This window comes from Pseudomonas sp. ML2-2023-6, from assembly GCF_037055265.1.
Taxonomy (GTDB): Bacteria; Pseudomonadota; Gammaproteobacteria; order Pseudomonadales; family Pseudomonadaceae; genus Aquipseudomonas; species Aquipseudomonas kulmbachensis.
The window spans coordinates 2,984,227-3,005,331 of record NZ_CP146347.1 but is presented as its reverse complement, the minus strand read 5'-3'; the positions used below and the strand labels follow the sequence as shown (position 1 = coordinate 3,005,331).

General features: G+C 51.8%; 17 protein-coding genes. 14 read left to right on the top strand and 3 right to left on the bottom strand.

The genetic code is table 11. The features are described 5' to 3' along the window. On the bottom strand, window positions 1-840 hold the full coding sequence (locus V6L79_RS13830) for a transporter substrate-binding domain-containing protein (protein ID WP_338578975.1): 840 nt from the start codon (window positions 838-840) through the stop codon (window positions 1-3). Between the two features lie 250 nt (window positions 841-1,090). Between V6L79_RS13830 and V6L79_RS13825 the strand changes: the two genes are divergently transcribed. Then, window positions 1,091-1,942, top strand: a complete 852-nt coding sequence (locus tag V6L79_RS13825; RefSeq protein WP_261742031.1) for a LysR substrate-binding domain-containing protein — start codon at window positions 1,091-1,093, stop codon at window positions 1,940-1,942. A gap of 7 nt (window positions 1,943-1,949) precedes the next feature. Here the strand turns inward: V6L79_RS13825 and V6L79_RS13820 are convergent, their stop codons facing one another. Beyond that, entirely contained in the window at window positions 1,950-2,402 is a 453-nt protein-coding gene (locus V6L79_RS13820; protein WP_261742030.1) for a carboxymuconolactone decarboxylase family protein, read from the bottom strand. A gap of 132 nt (window positions 2,403-2,534) precedes the next feature. On the opposite strand from V6L79_RS13820, the gene V6L79_RS13815 reads away from it, so the two are divergent. Beyond that, on the top strand, window positions 2,535-3,938 hold the full coding sequence (locus tag V6L79_RS13815; RefSeq protein ID WP_338578974.1) for a PLP-dependent aminotransferase family protein: 1,404 nt from the start codon (window positions 2,535-2,537) through the stop codon (window positions 3,936-3,938). 163 nt (window positions 3,939-4,101) lie between these two features. On the opposite strand, the gene V6L79_RS13810 is transcribed toward V6L79_RS13815, so the two are convergent. Continuing rightward, the gene (locus V6L79_RS13810) at window positions 4,102-5,892 is read right to left on the bottom strand and encodes an EAL domain-containing protein (protein WP_321837730.1); all 1,791 of its coding nucleotides are present in this window, start codon (window positions 5,890-5,892) and stop codon (window positions 4,102-4,104) included. A gap of 925 nt (window positions 5,893-6,817) precedes the next feature. On the opposite strand from V6L79_RS13810, the gene V6L79_RS13805 reads away from it, so the two are divergent. The 12 genes from V6L79_RS13805 (at window position 6,818) to V6L79_RS13750 (ending at window position 20,949) form a co-directional block, all read left to right on the top strand. After that, window positions 6,818-7,258, top strand: a complete 441-nt coding sequence (locus V6L79_RS13805) for a low molecular weight protein-tyrosine-phosphatase (RefSeq protein ID WP_338578973.1) — start codon at window positions 6,818-6,820, stop codon at window positions 7,256-7,258. Window positions 7,259-7,297: 39 nt separating this feature from the next. Next, window positions 7,298-9,526 carry a polysaccharide biosynthesis tyrosine autokinase gene (locus V6L79_RS13800; RefSeq protein ID WP_338578972.1) on the top strand — a complete coding sequence of 743 codons (2,229 nt, stop codon included), beginning with the start codon at window positions 7,298-7,300 and terminating at the stop codon, window positions 9,524-9,526. Between the two features lie 775 nt (window positions 9,527-10,301). Continuing rightward, a complete protein-coding gene (locus V6L79_RS13795; protein ID WP_338578971.1) occupies window positions 10,302-11,477 on the top strand; it encodes a hypothetical protein in 1,176 nt (391 codons plus the stop codon). Beyond that, window positions 11,474-12,634 carry a polysaccharide pyruvyl transferase family protein gene (locus tag V6L79_RS13790; RefSeq protein WP_338578970.1) on the top strand — a complete coding sequence of 387 codons (1,161 nt, stop codon included), beginning with the start codon at window positions 11,474-11,476 and terminating at the stop codon, window positions 12,632-12,634. Before V6L79_RS13795 ends, V6L79_RS13790 begins: the two co-directional genes overlap by 4 nt. A 6-nt stretch (window positions 12,635-12,640) precedes the next feature. Then, window positions 12,641-13,675 (top strand): hypothetical protein, encoded by a 1,035-nt coding sequence (locus V6L79_RS13785; RefSeq protein WP_338578969.1) that lies wholly within the window; start codon window positions 12,641-12,643, stop codon window positions 13,673-13,675. 141 nt (window positions 13,676-13,816) lie between these two features. Then, window positions 13,817-14,893 (top strand): glycosyltransferase, encoded by a 1,077-nt coding sequence (locus tag V6L79_RS13780; protein WP_338578968.1) that lies wholly within the window; start codon window positions 13,817-13,819, stop codon window positions 14,891-14,893. Between the two features lie 674 nt (window positions 14,894-15,567). After that, window positions 15,568-15,828 carry a hypothetical protein gene (locus V6L79_RS13775; RefSeq protein WP_338578967.1) on the top strand — a complete coding sequence of 87 codons (261 nt, stop codon included), beginning with the start codon at window positions 15,568-15,570 and terminating at the stop codon, window positions 15,826-15,828. Between the two features lie 86 nt (window positions 15,829-15,914). Then, on the top strand, window positions 15,915-17,027 hold the full coding sequence (locus tag V6L79_RS13770; RefSeq protein ID WP_338580321.1) for a polysaccharide biosynthesis/export family protein: 1,113 nt from the start codon (window positions 15,915-15,917) through the stop codon (window positions 17,025-17,027). Between the two features lie 13 nt (window positions 17,028-17,040). Then, complete coding sequence (locus V6L79_RS13765) at window positions 17,041-17,700, top strand: YjbF family lipoprotein (protein WP_338578966.1); 660 nt, start codon at window positions 17,041-17,043, stop codon at window positions 17,698-17,700. A 32-nt stretch (window positions 17,701-17,732) separates the two neighbouring features. Continuing rightward, window positions 17,733-18,479: a capsule biosynthesis GfcC family protein gene (locus V6L79_RS13760; protein ID WP_405046646.1), complete on the top strand. Its 747-nt coding sequence runs from the start codon at window positions 17,733-17,735 to the stop codon at window positions 18,477-18,479. Further along, window positions 18,476-20,557 carry a YjbH domain-containing protein gene (locus V6L79_RS13755; RefSeq protein WP_338578965.1) on the top strand — a complete coding sequence of 694 codons (2,082 nt, stop codon included), beginning with the start codon at window positions 18,476-18,478 and terminating at the stop codon, window positions 20,555-20,557. The genes V6L79_RS13760 and V6L79_RS13755 overlap by 4 nt, the downstream gene beginning before the upstream one ends. A 56-nt stretch (window positions 20,558-20,613) precedes the next feature. After that, window positions 20,614-20,949: a VanZ family protein gene (locus V6L79_RS13750; RefSeq protein WP_405046645.1), complete on the top strand. Its 336-nt coding sequence runs from the start codon at window positions 20,614-20,616 to the stop codon at window positions 20,947-20,949. Window positions 20,950-21,105: the final 156 nt, after the last annotated feature.

The following is a 21,105-nucleotide window of genomic DNA, read 5'->3' as shown; positions in this document are numbered from 1 at the left end:
TCAGGCGCCTCTGGCCTGGAACTTCTGTTGCAACTCCACCAGTGCCGGTGATGCGGGGGTGATGTGGTTACGGGTCTGGGCCTCGATCAGCCAGCCACTGCGATGCAGCTCCTGGACAATGGGGTCGAGCCTGGCCTGGGTGTCGGTTTCTCCACGCCGGGTCCAGATCACTGAAGGCGCCGGGTTCAGCTCGGGGGTCAAGGCACGATAGCCCTGCCATTCGGCAGAGTCGGCAAGCAGCGGATTGATCAGCGTGGCGTCATGCACGGCGGCTACGCAGTTGTTGCCGCGCAGTGCCAACAACGACTCGGATGAGCTTTTGAATGCCTTGATCTGCGCCCCGAATTCGGTCAGCGGCTTGACGTAACTGCTGCCCTGGGAGGTGCACACCGGCTGATCTTTCAAATCTTCCCAACGGGTGATGGGGCTGTCCTTGAGCACCGCTGCGCTCCCGCCAACGCGGTAAAACGGCGTGGGCACGGAGCCGAGGATCTCACCACGCTCAGGTGTCCACTCCATATTGGCGATCAGCAGGTCGACTTTACCCTGCTGCAAGAACTGCACGCGGTTGGCAGGCAACACAGGCACCAGTTGCACCTGCGCCCCCAGTTGGCGCCCCAACTCTTGCGCAAGATCAACATTCAAACCTCGCGGTTTTTGGGTTGCAGGATCGATCCCGCCAAAGGGGCCACCAGAAAGCAGCACACCGACCACCAGCACATGCCGTTGCTCGATTTTGTCCAGCGTCGCATCGGCGTGGGCCGCCGTGGTTCCCGCAAGGGAGATCAGCGCGCCCAGCATGACAGGTAACAAACGGGTAACGGGTGAGCGCTCAAACATGGATATCCCCTTATGGATGATCGGCGTTCCCCGATCTGATAAGCGAGCATCCTAGGTACAGCGCTGAAGCAACGGAAATGCAAATATCTAATATCGTTATAACTCTACGCACTCCAAGGACAGACTAAAAATGCATATCCCCGTATTTATTGGCCATGACTCCATCCTTCCAAAAACACACTCAACAAATACATAAGAATATGTAATCTTTAAGTTCACTCCCTTGATACAAGGCAGCTCAAAAAACGCCATGTCGACCCTTGATCTCGAATTACTGCGCACCTTTATAGCCGTGGTCGATCACCACGGCTTTGCCCAGGCCGGCACCCAACTGGCCCGCACCCAATCCTCAGTCACCCAGCAGATGCAGCGCCTGGAGCAGCAGGTCGGGGTCGGCCTGTTCGAGAAACGCGGGCGACAAAAAACACTCACCGAAGCGGGCCAACAATTACTGCGCCATGCGCGGCAAATGCTAGCCCTCAACGATGATGTTTTGAGCTCCCTGCGCGAAAGCAGTCTCAGTGGCGTGCTGCGCATTGGATCGCCCCACGATATTGCCGACACCATCCTGCCGCCGATCCTCAGCCATATCGCCCGCTCGGCACCGCGCTTGCGTTTGGAGATTGATGTCGGCCGCAGTCCGTTCCTGATGGACGACCTGCACCGGGGTAAGGTCGACATGGTGATTTCCACACGCCAGGGACCGAACCTCGAAGGTTTCCCCCTGCGCACGTCCCCGGTGTGGTGGATCTGCTCGGCGCAATACGCGCACAACCCCGGCGAACCGTTGCCACTGATTCTGGTGGATGAACCGAGCATTTATCGGCGCTATGCTCTGGAGGCCCTGGAGCAGGCTAATATCGCCTGGCGCCAGGCGTACCTGGCATCGAACCTGATAGGTATCAAGGCGGCAATCCGCGCAGGGCTCGGGGTGACCCCAAGAAGCATGGAAATGCTCGGCCCGGACATGCGCGTTCTCGGTGAAAACGATGGCCTGCCCCGCCTGCCGGACGTGACCTACTACCTGTGGATTCGCGCCAATACCGTGAACCCGCTGGTGCGTCGGGCCTATGAGCTGATCAAGAGCAACCGCGGGCTTTAAGCGCAGCTCAAACCCGTGCGGCGGCAGGCTTCAGGCGGAAGGCAACACCAAAACGGTTGTAGGCATTCATCAACCCGATTGCATAGGTCAAATCCGCCAGCTCTTTGTCGTCGAACTCATCTGCAGCGGCCTGGTAATCCGCATCCGGAATCCCGGTTTCAGCAACTCGAGTAACTGTTTCGGCCCAGGCCAGCGCAACCTGCTCACGGGTGGTGAACAGTGCTCCGGCTTCGTGCCATACGGGCACCAGCACCAGCTTTTCGACCGCCAGACCAGCCTTGAGCAAATCCCGCGAATGCAGGTCGATGCAGTACGCGCAGCCATTGATTTGCGAAACCCGTAGGTAAACCAGATCAATCAGCGCCTTGGGAAAACCGCTGTTTTGCAGATATACATGCACGCCACCAAACGCTTTGGAGCCCTCGGGTGACGCCTTGGAATAATCGATACGTTGATTCATGACTGGCCCTTGCATTGGCTGTTTAAGTGACGCCATAGTGCGGTTTCTTGGCCCTGTCCAAAAGAGCCATGATTTACCTTTATCTCCAGGCCATGATCACTCCAACCCAGGGATCAAGAACAAGGCTAGCCAATGACAACCCCCGCATCACGCTTCTCGCCCCTCGACCCGACCTCCAGCGAGCCCATCTACCGGCAACTCTACTGGCGCTTCCGGGATGCCATCGCCAATGGCTTGCTGGCTCCGGGAGAACGCGTACCTGCCGCCCGAGCGCTGGCCAAGGAGCTAGGGCTGGCCAGAGGCACCATCGACACCGCATATTCACTCCTGACCTCGGAGGGCTACCTGCAAGCTCGCGGCCAGGCCGGGACCATCGTGGCGCCGGACATCACGATCAAACCTGCACCAGACACCCGCAGCCCCCAAGCCAGCCCGGTCACCCGGCACCCACCTGCAACCCTGCCCTTTCAAATGGGCCTGCCCGCACTGGATGCCTTCCCGAAAAAAATCTGGGCCCAAATCGGCGCACGCTGCGTACGCAGCACCCGCGCCCAAGACATGGCCAACCCTTCAGGGCCTGGCTTGCAAGCATTGCGCGCAGCCATAGCCAGCTATCTGCAGGTTTCCCGAGGCATTGCCTGCTCGCCTGAACAGGTGTTTATCACCTCGGGCTACCGAGACAGCTTGTCACTTATCACCCACGCGCTACTCAAGCCTGCGGATCGAGTGCTGATTGAAGACCCCGGCTACCCACCTACCCGCCAATTGCTGGAACAACTGCAAATACACACCGTCGCCCTGCCCGTCGACCAGGACGGTATGCGCGGACCATCAGCGGACCTTGTTGCGCAGGCGGCCGTGGTCACCCCCGCTCATCAAAGCCCGCTGTGCGTGTCACTCTCACTGGCGCGCAGGCTGGAACTGCTGGCATGGGCCAATCGGCACAGAGCCTGGATCATCGAAGACGACTACGACGGTGAATACCGCTACATCAGCCGCCCGCTGCCAGCACTGAAAAGCCTGGACCGCGATGGACGAGTGCTCTACAGCGGCACATTCAGCAAAGTACTGTTTCCGGGATTGCGCCTGGCCTACCTGGTGATCCCGCAGGCTCAGATCGAATGCTTTCAACACGCCAGCCAGACCTTGCGCAGCAGCTGCCCGGAGCTCACCCAGGCCATTGTTGCGACCTTTATGAGCGAAGGCCATTTCGCGCGACATATCCAGCGCATGCGCAAACTCTATAGCGAGCGCAGGGCCTTCACCGTAAACGGCTTACAAAAAGTGCTGGGCAACCATGTACACATCGACAGCAATCCGGGCGGCATGCACTTGATCCTGCGCCTTGATGGGCAACAGTCAGACACACAACTGATTGAACGCATGCAACAAGATGGCCTATCTGCAGAAGCTCTGAGCGAGTGGAGCCAGCTGGGCGAAAAAACGTCGGGACTGCTGCTGGGCTTTGCCAATATTGAGTCACAAGCCAGCGCCGAGGCGCTGGGCAAACGGATTTTGGCGCTGCTGCAGGGATAAACCGTGGGCACAGATATCGCGGCGCCTCTGTGGGAGCGAGCCTGCTCGCGAAGGCCAATAACGATACCGCGTGCTTGCTGGATAATCGCGATGCCCTTGATACCTTCGCGAGCAGGCTCACTCCCACAGCAGGGTGGGCAACCGAATCATCGCCCACACAGGCTCAGATAAAGCTGCGCGGATCCCGCAACAAGGCTTCCAGCTCCCGCGCAGGCAGAGGCCGACAAAACAGATAGCCTTGCACCTGATCACAGCCGTTATCCGTCAGGAATGCCAACTGCTCACGAGTCTCTACGCCCTCCGCGATAACCTGCAAGTTGAGGCTATGAGCCAACTCAATAATCGTGCGGGCAATCGCAGCGTCTTGAGGATTGAAGGTAACCTCACGAATAAACGCGATATCGATTTTCAGTTTATCGATGGGAAAACGACTCAGGTACGCAAGGCTTGAGTACCCCGTACCGAAGTCATCAATGGAAATTTTCACCCCAATATCCCGCAGCGTCAGCAGGCTGGCAATCGTATGCGGGGTATTTTCCATCAGCGAGCCTTCTGTCAACTCAACCTCGAGCCATTGCGGCTCGAGCTGATGGGCTTTGAGCGAGCGCTGTATATCGTCAATCAAGTCGCCTTCGCTGATCTGCAGCGCCGAAACATTGACGGCAACTTCCACCGCCCCCAACCCCGTGCTCTGCCAGTGCGCTATCTGGCTGCACACGCGATCGATCACCCACTGCCCCACGCGAGATATGAGCCCAAGGCTCTCGAGCACAGGCACAAAAACCGCCGGGGACACCGCCTCCCCCCCAGGCCGCGGCCAACGCAACAGCGCCTCGACCCCGCAAATACGGCCGTCACTCAGACTGATTTTAGGCTGGTAAAATACCTCGAACGCCTGCTTGCGCACGGCATCACGCAACGCGGTTTCCAGCTCCTGACGCGCCAGAACCTCGACATTCATTTGCGCCGTGTAAAAACGGTAAGTATCCCTGCCCGCCTGCTTGGCCAGCCCCATGGCCGTATTCGCATGCTTGACCAGACGATGCGCGTCGGCGCCATCGTCCGGGTACAGCGCAATACCGATATTCGCCGTCATCGGGATGTCATTGCCCTGCAGCTTGAACGGTTCACGCAATACTTCGCGTATGCGATCCACCATTTGGCGCGGGCCGGCCTGGCCCTTGCGGATCATCAGGATCAATGCCAGCTCGTCACCATCCATCCGACCCAGGGTGTCGCTGACATTCAAGCAGTTGGACAAGCGCTGACTGAACTCACCCAGCACCTGATCCCCCAGCAAATGCCCCCAGGTCAGGTTGATACTCTTGAAATCGTTCAGACCAACCGTGACCACAGCCAATTGCCAACCCCTGAGCGCCGCCTGGGTCAGGCCCATCTGCAACGTGGTGTAAAACAGGTTGCGATTGGGCAACCCGGTCAACGGGTCGTAGTTGGCCATTTTCAGCAAACGCTCATCGGAGCCCATTGCGGAACGGAACCGCTCCAGATCCAGAGTGCGTTTTTGCAGTTGCTGCTCAAGCATCAGGGTATGGACTGCCTGATAGTCACCAAACGCCTTGAGCCGCAACAAGTTGCGCACCCGCAACCATAACTCGTCACTGGCAAACGGCTTGCAGAGGAAATCCTCGGCACCCGCCTCCAACCCCAAAAGTCGGGCACTTTGCTCACCCAGGCCCGAGAGCATGATTATCGGGATATTTGCAGTAGATGCGCTGGCCTTGAGCTGGCGGGCGACTTGATAGCCATTCGTGTCGGGCATCATGGCGTCGAGCAGGATCAAATCCGGTGGCTGCTGGGCAACCAGGGCCAAGGCCTGCTCACCCGTGCTGGCAGTCAACGTGCGATAGCCCTGCTCTTGCAACAGGATTTCCAGCAGATTACGAACTTCGGCATCGTCGTCAACAATCAAGAGTGTGGCAGAGGTATTGGACATGGATAGCGCTCAAATAAGCGGCTGTGAAGGCGGGTTTATGCCCGATCTGCTGCATCCTTGCTCGGCGTTTTTTGTCCATATTAAGAGTGCAGTAAAGCACTGTTACGAGCCCTTCACCACGCCAGATGCAAACACTCCCTCGCTCAAAAACCCCTTACCGCAACACCAGGCGACCATGGGAGGAGCATCGTCGACACCCGCAATGACCACAACGCCCCTGCAAGTCATGCTTTGGTAACAAAACAGTGGTTCAGTCGTAGATACATGCAATAACTAAACGGTTTGAATAATGAGGCGACGGTTATATATGCCCTTATTGAAAAATAATAATCATGGCCTTACCAATAACGGCCATTTGTCGCGACAGATTTATAGAGTCAACTTATTGGCATATATCATATTGCCACCATTACAAAAGACAGCCGAGCACTGGTCGCAAATCCGCACCAGACAGACCCTGCCGAAAAACCACTTTTGCGCCGACAAGGCTCCACCTCGCCACCAGCCCCCCCCCATAACAATCGACCTGACAACCCCAGAAGGAACCCCACCCAGCAGCGCGCAAAGCCCGAGATATCGGCCTTTGGCGAGGGTTATTTTTGGTCAGGAATGGCAAAAATGTTATTTATTGTCGGGCAATATTTATTGAAAAGCATCTATATAGCTCGAATAAAATCATCTGCTGATTTAAAGGTTGATATTGCATTCGCTTCACAGTTAATATTTTAAGTGTTCAACTTCGTACCGACCCTTTATCCGTAATAAAGCGGGAGCATCTGCGCTCCAGCCCAGGCCATAGCCACTCAAACTGATGAGGGCAGCCTTTATTGATAGGCACCGCCATTCCCTGGATAGGGGATATTGGTCGTGACGATTCGTTAAGTGCTCTCGCAGGCTGAGCATGTTTGGCACAAAGGAAGCTGCCTTGTTTAAACGAATCATGATTGTCTGCATTGGCAATATTTGCCGCAGCCCTACCGCCGAACACCTCTTGCGGGTCGCCCTTGCGCCCTCCGACATCGTCGTGAGCTCCGCAGGCCTCAGTGCACTCAAAAACAAGCCCATCGAAGCCACCGCCCGTGCTGTCCTCGAAGAACACGGCAACGTGCTGACCGAGCACAGCGGCAGCCAACTGACGGCTGCATCCATCAATGAGGCCGATCTTATATTGGTCATGGAACAACAGCACATTGGTGGTGTCCTAAGCCTCGCTCCAGAGGCAAGGGGCAAAGTTTTTTTGCTGGGCAAATGGCAAGACAACCGCGAAATCAAAGACCCGTACCGTCAAGGCAAGCCAGCCTTTGAACATGCGTACGCGTTGATTGACGCCGCCGTAAATGCATGGGCCCAGCGCATTAAGCGTTGAGCCCTCCCTCGAATTACCAGTGAAGATAAGAACCGACTTATGCAGCAAGCACCCGTGACAAAGCCCCATGAACAAGATGACGACAACGACCAAATTGACCTTATGGGGCTGGTGGGCACGCTGCTCGACCACAAATGGTTGATTGCCGGGGTTACGGGCGCCTTTATGGTTGCAGGCGTTGCTTACGCGCTGCTGGCTACACCGGTGTACCAGGCGAATGCGCTGATTCAGGTTGAAGCCAAGAAGAATGACCCGCTGGGGTTTTCTGATATCAGCAGCATGCTTGGGAAGGAATCGCCGTCGGCGACAGAAATTGAGCTGATCAAGTCTCGTAGAAATATCGGTGCTGCAGTCGATAACCTTAAACTGAATATTGAAATCGAAAACAACTACTTCCCGCTCATCGGAGAGTATATCGCCCGACGCTTTAAGCCTGACGCGGCTAATACCGTAGCCAGCCCATTGTTTGGTATGAAAAGCTTTGCATGGGGTGGTGAAAAACTGAGGCTTGCTGAACTAGACCTACCACAGGAGCTGCTGGGTAAGGAGCTAACACTGGTAAGCGGTGAAGCCGGCAGCTTTACTCTGCTTGATGAAGGCAACAATCCATTAGTCAAAGGCCAAGTGGGCCAACCCTATAACCAAAACGGTGTAAAGGTGCAGATCGAATCTCTGCAAGCCAACCCCGGCACCACATTTAGCGTAGTCCGTTACCCACGCCTGACCACAATCCTGAATTACCAAAAAGATCTGGATGTGGCCGAGCGCGGCAAAGAGTCAGGCATGGTAGCACTGGCACTCGAAAGCACTGACCCTGTTACGGCCATCCAGACCCTGAATGAAATTGCTCGCTTGTATGTACAGCAAAATATCGAACGAACGTCGGCCGAGGCAGCACAAAGCCTGGGATTCTTAAAAGACCAATTGCCACAAGTGCGTAAAGATCTAGAAAAAGCTGAAGACGCACTGAACAAATTTCAAATTCGTAGTAAGTCGATTGATATCAGCCTTGAAGCCAAAGCCATCCTTGATCAGATCGTAGCGCTGGATACCAGCATCTCGACCCTGAAGCTGCAACAAGCCGAGATGGACCGCAAATTTACGCCACAGCATCCAGCCTATCGTGCATTGATGGGGCAATTGGCCGAGCTAACCAGCAAGCAACAGCGTCTGGCCAAGCAAGTTGAAAACTTACCCTCAACACAGCAAGAACTATTGAGCCTGACTCGAGACCTTAAAGTTAGTACTGAGATTTACACCCAACTACTGAATAAGTCTCAGGAACTAGATGTGATGCGGGCCGGAGCAGTAGGCAACGTACTGCTAATCGACACTGCCGATGTAGACCTGCGGTATCCGGTCAAACCGAAAAAAGCTTTGATAATACTAATCGCCACACTACTAGGTGCATTCTTGGCCATTAGTTATGTGCTGTTTCGAAAAGCACTTAACCGCGGTGTTGAAAACCCGGATGACATCGAAAAACTTGGACTGCCGGTTTATGCTTCGATTCCGTTCAGCTCTCTGCAAAAAGTAGAGGACGATAAAAGCACCCACGGACGTGGCACTTGCGTCACACCATTACTGGCAAGTAGCCATCCAACGGATCTGGCAATTGAAGGCCTACGCAGCCTGCGAACAAGCCTCCACTTTGCAATGCTGGAAGCTAACAATAACCGCCTGATGATTTCTGGCCCAAGCCCCAAGGTCGGAAAGTCCTTCGTTTCTTCTAATCTGGCAGCAGTAATTGCACAATCAGGTCAGCGCGTATTACTGGTCGACGTGGATATGCGCAAGGGCTATATCCATAAAATGTTTGGTATTCCTGTGGAGAACGGCTTGTCAGACTTCCTAGCCAGACGCTGCGACCTTGACACAGCTATCCACAAGACCGAAGTCGAAAATCTTGATGTGATCGGACGGGGGCAAATCCCTCCAAACCCGTCGGAGCTGCTTATGCACAAAAACTTTAGCGAGTTCCTTGAGCAGGTCAGCGCCAGATACGACCAGGTCATTCTTGACACGCCTCCATTCTTGGCCGTGACCGATGCAGCCATAGTCGGCCGCCAATCAGGCACCAATTTGATTGTGACTCGATTTGAACTTAACCCCGCTCGTGAAATTGAATTAACCATGCGTCGTTTCGCGCAAAGTGGCATCGAGCTCAAAGGGGCAATCTTTAATGGTGTAGAAAAACGCGCATCAGCTAAATATGGCTATGGCGCATACGGTTACTACAACTACGAATATAAGTCCGACAGTATTTAACCACTACACTCTCAAATCAACCGCTGTGTGCCCTGATAATTAACGGGCAGGGCACACTTGTAATGCGCAAGTGTTGCAAAATACACAATTCAGACTTAAACCGCTCTCAGGGACTAGCAGAAAATCCTGGGGCGGTAGCGTGCCTGATCCGCACTGGACCAGAGCGTGAAGCACGAATCCAGCAGTTTTAGCAGTTTTAGCAGTTTTAGCAGTTTTAGCAGTTTTAGCAGTTTTAGCAGTTTTAGCAGTTTTCAACATCCTAGTTAGACCTCTGAAATCGCACCAATACTTCAGACATCTTCCCACAGGCACGCAGTATGCCTGAGCGCTCTCAACATCAAGCCCAATACAATAAAACAACAAAAAAGCTTTAAGTACTAATATACGTTAAGCAACATCTTTAAAATACGCAAAACGCTTAGCTTTTCATACAAGGTATGCTTACAAACAACCACAGTAGCTCTGTCGCATACCGACATTGGCAACAACACTGCTTGTACCGAGCAAATAACAGCCACAAATATACGACGCGATATTTACCCAGTACTTGACCCGCTCTTAATTAACATGCCGAGTTCAGGCTAAGCCATCAGAGCCACCCACTAAAACCTACGTTACAGTACGGAAAGTTTCTCCCCCACACTCATCGCTTTTGGGTGCAAACCGCCTCATGCGAACAGTCTTGCTAGGCCTTTAAGCATCCCCCTGATTAACCTATGCGCAGCTCAAACCAATAAGATGCTCGATGAGAACAGGAAATTTAATTAGGATTCCTATGAAAAAAATACTTGGCACATTAGCAGAGCAAGGCGCATATACGGGTGGCTTCTTTCTAACACAGGTGATTGCAGCACGCTTACTAAACCTTAATGACTTCGCTTTATTTTCTGCACTGTATTCCGCAGTAATTCTTCTAAGCATCATTCATGCATGCACAGCAGCTGACATCTTACTGATGTTTGGCAAGCGCGAACAGTCTCTCGAACCGCGAAGCTTATTGAATATACTGTACCCAGTGAGTTCACTGGCGGTAGTTGCTACATGTTACTTCGCATTCACCACAGGCCATACACTAACCATTGTCATAATGCCATTCTTCTTCATGGCGTTTATTATCTACTGGTCCCTGCGTAGTTTAGCCATTCTTAACCACAAGACCGCCAGCCTGTTGCTCCCCCCCCTATTGCAAGTAGCCGCGCTGTCTACGCTCATGTATTACACTAGCGCCTCTCTCGATTTAATCCTAATTATTATTACTCTGTGCCTAGGAATTCCAGCTTTGTTTCTTTGGCGACGCCTGAGTAATGGCAAGCGATATGTAATCGAGCCTCGCGACTGGATCGGCTTTAGCATCAGCAACAGTGTTGCCCAAGTAATGTTGTGGGCCATGACTCATGGAATGGTAATCTTCTTACTAGCGTCCGGCGACACTGCTGGATCGGCTTTTTTCCGCGTTGTCATGACCCTAATCCTACCAGCTCAATACTTTGGCATTGCTCTCTCAAACCATTATCTACCACGACTAATGAAGCTGCACACGAATGACCATCGCGCTTACTATAAACAATGTGCAAAGCTGGCAACTCTCGGAATAGGTGCAAGCGCAATATATGGCGGTCTCTTGGTGCTCGGAGGTGATCGCATTCCAACGTTAATCTTCGGAGAAGCGTTCAGCAACATAGGGCTTTCGCAGCTAGCCATTCTGCCCGTTAGCCTAGCAGTAATCCAATCTGGTCGCACTATTCTTAAATCCTCTGGAATGAACCACTACGTGCTTCTGGCAATGTCACTAGGCCTTGTTAGCTTCACCCTGCACTTCATCAACCATAAGTACACATTGACCACTAGCACAATGCTGCTAGGGGTTAACTTGACGGCGATAACCATTGTGTTGGCCGTGTTACTAACGACTTTGTTGATCCGCTTTAATTTTTCTCAGGAGCGCACATGAATATCGTAATTGGAGGGGTTCCGTTCAGTCAGAACCTAGGCGACGGAATCATTTTTGAAAATATCAAAAGCTTGTATATTGGCACTGAAAAGACCGCAAACGTATTGCCTTTAGATATTGCAGGGCGAAACGACTTCGACACAATCGCAACCTCCTCAGATCTAAAGTTTAGAATTCTTCACTCTATCCCGTCCTTTGGACGCAAGCCATTGCTGGCGCTATTTTTCTATCTGAAATACCAGTGGGTGTGGCGCAAATCTTGGCAAGCAACACTAACCAATGCTGACTTACTAACTGTAGGTGGTGGGCAACTGTTTCTCGATGAGGAGCTCAACTTCCCACTGAAAATATACTTTCTATCGCTAACCGCCAAGAAAATGCCTGGACTGAAAACAGTAATTTCCTTTGTCGGCGTATCACCCACGATCAGCCCCCTGGGGAAACTGCTTTTTCGTCGAGCAATAAAGAATTTTAATCCACAGTCAATCTCTGTCCGCGATGAAGAATCTAGAAAAAATTTCATCAGACTGATAACCCCTCATCTTGACGTCAAAGTCGTTCCAGACCCAGCGGTAAATTCCAAGCAATGCTATCAAGTTGAGAGCGTACCTAGCGATCAACACAAACGAATAGGCATCTGTATATCTAACCCTAAGGGGCTGGATGTACAAGGGCGACTAGGTAAGCCATTCCAAGAACAAACCCCTCAATATTTTAGAAACCTAATAGAGTTGCTCGCCCAGCAGGGATACCACGTATCACTGTTTACTAATGGCGCTAGCGAAGACGAACTATTGAAAGACGAAATCCACAGCGCATGTAGATCATGGGTCGATGTGTGTGAAGACAAACCGAAAACACCATGCGACCTAGTGAACATCATCAACCGTTATGACCTGATCGTGGCGCACCGACTGCACGCAAACATAATTGCTTACTCATTAGGAATCACATCTATTGGCTTACGCTGGGACACCAAGCTTCATTCTTTCTTTAAAAAAATCAATCGCGAACATCTGTTTATTGACACAGTTTTCCCAACAGCTGATCAGACTGTAGCACTGATCGATGAGCACCTGCCTTTCAGCTTGAACAGTCCTGACTCAGTGTTAATTCATGAATTAACGGCAGAAATTGAAAGTCACTTGGCGCAATAATCAATCATGCATAACCGTCAAAATGTATCTCCGGGGGCACGGCTGTTGCTATGCCTATTGTTGTTGGCGTTTGTACTTGCAATCTATATGTTTCAGGACGTATTACTACCTAAAAACTTTTTTACCGATGCTGGCACCATCAGCAACTTGATCAACTATATCGACCTAGACAGCGCCCAGACAGACTCATTCGTAAGCACTGCATGGGTGTTCAACGCACTAGGCTATGAAGGTTCTCAAGCTTTTCTATTGATAGGTGTAGTTTCCGTCGTAATACTAATGTCGTTTCGCTCGCGGAGGTATGAACTAGTTGCTTTCACTTTATTGTTCATGGTGCCATTCACCTTGTTCAATTTAAAGCTCTCGAAAGAAGCGATAGTGATCTTCATGAACCTCGCATGCTGCCTAGTTTGCCTATCACAACGCAGCAAAGTATTCAAAGTGATCTTCGTGACTACACTGTACCTGTTGTATGCATACTTCTTCAGGTTCTATTACGCATTTATTGCTGTAGGCATGGTGTTTATAACCTGTTTTTTTTCCGCCAGTGGACGCTCGCGAACTATTTTATTGTGTCTAGCACTGGTGGTATGCCTGGTACTCCCCGGAGACATCTGGACACAGTTGCAGCTTGCCCGGGATACAGTTAACTCCAGCAGAGAAGGCTTAGGTGATTCAAAAACTATTTTCACAAACTTATTAACCCCCAACGGGATTGTAACCGCTATTCCCAACTCGCTATATGCTGCAATACGGTTTCTATTTGCACCGGCCTTTTCTTTTCGCCCACAAGAGCTTCTGCTCGCTGCAGTACTGTGGAGCGTAATAATACTTATGGTCAGAAACAAAAATTACAGCCACCCGCTGATGGGCTTACTCATGGCTAACTTTCTAATCCAGACCTTTTTCGAACCAGATTTAGGATCTTTCCTCAGGCACATGACAGCGTACGCTTTCTGCCTTTACGCCGTGCCCAGGAAATATAAAGCATCAACTACAAAAATGTCGACTACAGTGCCAACTCTAAACTCAAGACACTAATGCTCATTATTTAAATATCATCTTGGACATTCACACCCAAATTAAGACTTGCAGGCTTGGGTTAAATATTGAAGCTAAAGACTTCACTAACCACACAAAACCAACCTACAATTGAATGCGCTTCACTAAATCCGGGACCATATGAAAATTCTACATGCTGCAGAGACAATAAAGGGCGGGGTTGCAACCATAATAAGACAGCTTATGATTTCTCAAATAAGCTCAGACATAGATTCCACGTGCCTTGTACCAAAAACACAATCCACGGAGCTAATAGGCATATCACGAAAAAATATAGGGACTTACAACTCCTCTGGTCGAAACATACCCTCTTTAATAAAATTCACAATTGCTCTATCTAAAGCCCTGTACGTACATAGACCTGACATCGTTCATCTTCACAGTACTTTTGCTGGTCTTTGCGGGAGAGCTGTACTATTTTTTATGCTTCCTTTTTATAGACCAAAAATTATTTACTGCCCTCATGGATGGGCATTTATAATGGATGGCGGAAGAATCAAAAAACAAACATTCGCACTAATCGAACGACTTCTCATAAAAATCACTGACACTGTCATATGTGTTAGCACATTTGAAAAGGAATCGGCACTTTCACATGGTTTTTCAAAAGAAAAAATAATCGTCATAAACAACTGTGTAGAACCACCACAAGAGATAAAAACTGCCGGCAACATCGACCTTGACACTGTAAATTTGCTCTACGTTGGCCGATTCGACCACGCCAAAGGATTTGATATTTTGGTGGAAGCAATGACACAGCTTGAAGGACTTCCCTTTCGTCTCACGGCAGTTGGCGACACTGTACAGGGAGGCCCGCCACCCAAAAAATTAAATAATATCAATTACGTTGGATGGTTACCTCCTTCTGAGTTAGCAAAATACTTCAGTAGCGCCAACGTGCTAATCATGCCCAGCAGGTGGGAGTCATTCGGATTAGTGGCGGCAGAAGCCCATAGTTATGGCTTGCCCGTAATTGCTAGCAGATGCTGCTCGCTTCCTGAGGTTGTAGAGGAAGGCGTGACCGGCTTTTTGTTCGAGCCAGGCTCATCAAATGAGCTTGTAACTCTTTTAAAAGCAACACCTAATTCAACTTGGAGCGAACTGGGACATAATGCTAGCAAGCGCTACGAAGAGATGTTCAAATCTGAGATTATGTGCGCTGCAGTCTTGCACGCTTATAATAGCAACCCATCATAAAGTAACTTACAGACTACTTAGAACTTGAGACACAAGGCATCTGAATTAGGTTACCAACTCTCGACTAAGCCTTTCAAGAGAGTTTGAGCTGACTAATGATCAATTACTGACAGCAAGAGCTAAAATTTTGAAGTCACTAATACCCCACATTGAGAGAATTACATCATCATTAACAGTGTGCGGCATCAGCTTGAGTTGGACATCGTCATGTAATTTCCAGAACGCTCTATGCTATAGCCGTGCCTGCATGCACCTCCACATCATGCACGCTGCAATAATACCGAATATCATGACCACGAGATACGACTCACGAGCCTGACAAAGCATGGAGTCACCACCCAATCATCAATTTCAAATTTATCGTACTACGTGCCAAGCTACATGGAACTTATAGTAGAGTGAAGGCCCTAACCGCAGACCGGCACGCGAATCGAACGAATATTTTTGGCGTCGTTATAAATCGTCAGCAACCAAAACCGCTCTGTACAGGTATTCTTTAGCCGTCACAGCAAAATAAAATGCCTGTAAAGAAATCAACGGAGTGTCATGTCTTTCGCGCATTGCGCGTTTACACTGCGCGAAGGAAGCTAGCCCAAAGCCACAAATGTGTGATCTTGGTTTCTTACACTCAAGTTCAACCGTCAATACAGACTATTTATCAAAAGGATTTCCCCATGAATAAATTCCTCGTTTCCGCACTCGCCCTAGCCTTGAGCGCCTCTGCAATCGCAGCAGAAGCTCCAGCTCCCGCAGCAGGCGGCTCTCTGAATACTGAGACCGGCGTCCTCGGTGGCGTCAATACCAAAACTGCCGTAGCTGCAGGCGTTGCCGTAGTAGCTGTTGTTGCGGCAGCGGCATCGGGCGGCGGTGGTGGTGGTAGCAACGGCGGCACCACAGGCACCACAGGCACCACAGGTACCACAGGGACTAACTAAGTACCTGCCAGGTCGAAAGGACTAAACCACCTGGAGCTTTCCAGGCATTTGATTTTGATGTGTTTCCTTTACAAGTGTCCTCAATGATGATTCGTAGTTTGTCGCTCGCGGTACTTGCAGGGTTCGCCCTGCAAGGTTGTATGTTTGCGCCCGGTCAATACCTGGATACCAGTGCGATCGGTCAAGAGGGCTCGCCTGAGAGCAGTCGGGTCGAGCTGATCCCCATCACCCCCAAGCTGATTGCGCAAAACGCGGCGACATACGTCTCAAGCTCGGTGCCAGCAGAACTGCTGGCATTCAAGCCTGCGTCTTACCGGATCGGCGCCAACGATGTGCTGTATATCACCGTTTGGGACCATCCCGAATTGACGGCACCCTCGGGCGCACAACAACAGATTGATGCCAACGGACGCCTTGTGCGTCCGGACGGCACGATCTTTTACCCCTATATCGGCCAGGTCGATGCCGCGGGTAAAACCATCGAAGAGCTACGCTCGACAATCGCTGAACGCCTTAAGCAATATGTAGACAGCCCGCAGGTTGATTTAAGCGTTTTGCGCTTTGCCAGCCAAAAGGCGGTTCTTGCTGGTGCCGTGCTAAAAGCAGGGCCGATGCCGATTACCACGTCACCGTTAAGTGTGGTCGAGGCTATTGGAGCTGCTGGTATCGAACCGGGGAATGCCGATCTGTCCGGACTGACTCTGACCCGCGATGGTCGTGAATTTGTACTGGATATAGACTCCCTCAACACCTCCGGATCGCAGTTGCAGAACGTGTTTTTGAAAGACGGCGACCAACTGTACCTACCTTACAATGATCGTAAAAAAATCTATGTGATGGGCGAAGTCCTGATTCCTCAGGCAATCCGCTTTAAGACCAAGAACATGAACCTGGCAGATGTAGTCGGCTCGGTTGGCGGTTTGAATCAAACCACCTCAAACGGCAATGCACTGTATGTCATTCGTGGCGCCGATAACTTTGAGACCGAACCGGCCAAGGTTTATCAGTTGGATGCCGAGTCACCAGTGGCCTTTGCAGTTGCCAGCCACTTTCGACTGAAACCACAAGACATCGTTTATGTAGGCCCGGCCCAGGTTACCCGCTGGAACCGTCTGATCAGTCAGTTGCTGCCATCGGCAACTATTTTGGGTACTGGCGCCGCCGCGGGTAACAACCTCAGTGAAGCCAACAGCCGATAAGGTTTGAGCCGTTTTGAAAACTCTTCGTAACCGCTCATGCCTGGTGGCGTGCCTGCTGCTGTGTGGCTGCAGCCCTCTGATGCAAGGCTCCATCGACACCCTCAAGGCCGCCGTCGACAACACCGAACCGCTGCAATTAACAGCAGCTGATGTTGCTGCGGTGCCTTATGCACAAATTTTGGTCACCACGCCCTCCAGCGAGGGGGTGATGGCCAAGCTGCGTCAGCAAGGCGATCTGCAGTTCTGGGTTGCCTCTGGCAAGCAAGTACTGTTGATCCGTGACGGACTGGTGGTGCGCTCGGTAGGGTTGGAGCCCAGCCTGGATGGCACGCGTTTTGATGGCGATTCGCCTTTTAAACGCGGCCTGCAACAAATTACCGACGGTGAGACCAGCACCCGCTGGATCGACATCTATAAAGGTGAGCAGATAGGCCTGGCGTTGAATAGCCGCTTTCGCCGCAAGGGCCTCGAGACCGTGACCATTCTCGGCCAGCCCCACGTGCTACAGCGCATAGATGAAGCCATCGAGATCCCGGCACTGGGGTTTAGCGCCACCAACCGATTTTGGGTCCGCCCAGACAATGGCCTAGTGCTGCAGAGCGAACAACACCTGACACCGGAGCTTGCGTTGAAGATTGTGCATCTGCGCCCAGACTGGGAGACCGCACGGTGAGCCATTTGAAGAAGCTGAGCGCCTGCCTATTATTGAGCTGCTCAATACTGTGCCTGAGCATAGAAAGCCAGGCAGCTGTGACAGTGAGCGGTGACGTGGGTAAGCCTGGCAACCTGGCATATACCCCTGGCATGCGCATGCAGGATGCTATCAACCAAGCCCTGCCAAACCCTGAAGGTTATTGGCTGGCTGGCGCGTGGCTGCACACGCCGCTGCTGGAACAGCAGATACGGCTCAAGGCCGGAGTACTGTTTGATCTGAAGATGCTGCAACGTGGTGCCTTGCTTAATAATAATGACGCCCTTGCCGCCTTGGCTGCGCGCCTGTTTGATCAGGTCAACCAATTATCCGTTACCGGGCGTAAAGTCGCCGTGCTTGACCCGATTGCACTGGAAGTCGGCTTTGCTCGCAACTATCTGCTGAGCGATGGCGACCAGCTGATTTACCCTGCTCCGACTAACAGTATCAAGGTACTGGGCGCAGTGAAACAGCCCTGCACCCTGCCCTTTCGCGCCCAGCAAGAAGCTCGCGACTACCTCGATAGCTGCCCGCGATTGGCCGAAGCCGAGGCCGACTTTTTATGGCTTATCCATCCCGACGGTCGCTACCAGCGAGTCGCAATTGCCGCTTGGAATCGACAGGACGGCGTATATGCGGTCGCCGGCAGCACGATTCTGGTGCCGGTGCGTAACGACAATGCTGATTTGCCCACACCCGATTTAAATGAGCAGCTGGCCCAGTTTCTAGCCACTCAACCGCTGGCCGAGGTTGCCCCTTGAAGTTACGTTTTGCTGCTGTTGTATTACTGCCCTGCAGTCTGGCCCATGCCGAGCCGCGCTATACCCAGAATGATTTTGGTGGCGTCGGGTTGCTGCAAACCCCGACGGCACGTATGGCGCCTGCTGGCGAGTTGAGCTTCAATGCCAACCGTACCGATCCGTATTCGCGCTATAGCATTTCGTTGCAACCCCTCGACTGGCTTGAAGGAACCTTTCGCTACACCGCTATCAGTAACGTCAAGTACGGCTCCGAAGCGTTGAGCGGCAACCAAAGTTACAAGGACAAGGCGGTCGACGCCAAGGCCCGGCTTTGGCAGGAAAGCCACTGGCTGCCTGAGGTTGCGTTAGGCTTCAGGGATATCGGCGGTACTGGCCTGTTTTCCAGTGAATATTTTGTTGCCAACAAGCGCTATAAAGACCTGGATTTCAGCCTAGGGATTGCTTGGGGTTATATCGGTAATCGTGGCGACCTGAATAACCCTTTAGGTTATATCGATGATCGCTTTGACACCCGGCCACAGATAACAGGTACAGGAGATGTCAACACAAGTTCGTATTTTCGAGGTAGACCAGGACTGTTTGGCGGCATCGCTTATCAGACACCCTGGGAACCCTTGAGCCTTAAGTTTGAGTACGATGGAAACGACTATAAACACGAACCAAAAAATAATAATCAGGTCCAAGACTCCCCGATCAATATCGGCGCAGTTTACAAGCTAAACGAAAATATCGACCTGACAGCAGGCTGGGAGCGCGGCAACACCGCCCTGTTCGGCATTACCCTGCACACTAATTTCGTCAGCCGCAAAGCACCGGCCAAAACCTACGACCCGCCCGCCCAGCCATTGCCAACTAATACGCCAACCGTAGGGTTGGACCAGGTTGACTGGGCTGAGGTGTCGAAAAAACTGGAAAGCAATGCCGGCTATAAAGTCGAGCGTATTGCCCAGCGTGATTCCGAGCTGATGGTGTATGGCGAGCAGTCCAAGTATTTCTACGCAGCCAAAGGCGCAGGCCGGGCCAGCCGAATTCTGGACAATAGCGCCAATGATGAGATCCAGTGGTTTACCATGGTAAACAAGCGTTATGACATGACGGTGGAAGAAATCAGCGTGCCCCGCGCAACCTTCCGCAATGTGGTCAATAACGAGCAAGATCTGGTAGATCTGCACCGCGCCACCGAGGTCAACCGCGCGACCGCACACGTTGATAAAACTTTGTATCAACAAAAGCCAAATCCTTTCACCTATGGTTTTGGCCTGGGTTACCAGCAAAACCTGGGTGGCCCCGACGGTTTCCTGTTGTATCAGGTAAGCGCCTATGCCGAAGGGCAATACCGCTTTACCCCTAATACCTGGGCGAGCGGTGGCGTCAGCGCCAACCTGTTCAACAATTATGACAAGTTCAAATACGACTCAGCGAGTAATCTGCCGCGGGTGCGTACTGACTTGCGCCAATATGTCACCACCTCAGACGTGACCATGCCAGCCTTGCAACTGAACCAGGCCCGCAAACTGGACCAGGACCTGTATGGCATGGTCTATGGCGGTTATCTGGAACCGATGTACGCCGGGGTCGGCGGTGAACTGCTGTACCGCCCGATGGGTGAACGCTGGTCGGTGGGTGCCGACTTGAACTATGTGCGCCAAAGGGACTTTGACCAAGGTTTTGGCCTGCGCGACTACAGAACAGTGACCGGCCATATTACCTCCTATACAAAACTGCCCTTTGATCTGGACGCGGCAGTCAGTGTGGGCCGTTATCTCGCTCGCGACTGGGGTACCACCATCGATATTTCCCGCGAATTTACCAATGGCGTGAAGTTCGGTGGCTGGGTGACTCGAACCACTGCTTCAGCAGAAGAGTACGGCGAGGGCAGTTTTGACAAAGGGATTTATATCTCGATTCCGTTCGACGAAATCATGAGTGTGTCAACCATGAGCCGAGCCAATATCGCCTGGGCTCCGCTGACTCGAGACGGTGGCGCTATGCTTCATCGTCAGTACTCACTGCATACCATGACCGAGGGCCGCAACCGCGATGCGTTTTATGAGAACTTCGAGAAGATCACCGAGTGAGTCTACTGATCCAGCGCCTTGTTGAACTGCCATCCTGGCTGCGCACCCTGTTGTTTATGGCAGTGTGCGCGGGCCTGCTGACCGCTGGGCTGCGCTCTCGGCCGATTCCGCAGTTTTTTGTCCAGGAAGATAAGCTGCATCACTTTATTGGCTTTTTTGCCCTGTCATTCAGTTGCCGACTGACATTTTTGCAGATCAAGTTGTGTTGGATCGCCAGCGGATGCGTACTGGCAGGGGTGCTGATTGAATATGCTCAAGCGCTAATGCCTTTACGCACCGCATCGTTTTACGATGCGCTGGCTAACACGGCTGGGGTGACTCTGGGCTTGGTAGTGGCATGGTATTTCACTCGCAACCAGAAAATAAATCTTGAACAAAAAACCGTCACGTGATCTACCCTACCTTAAGCAAGCCAGTTATTAATACACGCAAAACCCAACCTCATAAAAATCGATCTTCGATATCAGAGAGTTGATAAGTGCTAGATCTGATGACATCACATGTGGAAAATGTTACAAAATGTCCGATTCCATATATTCTTGTATGGC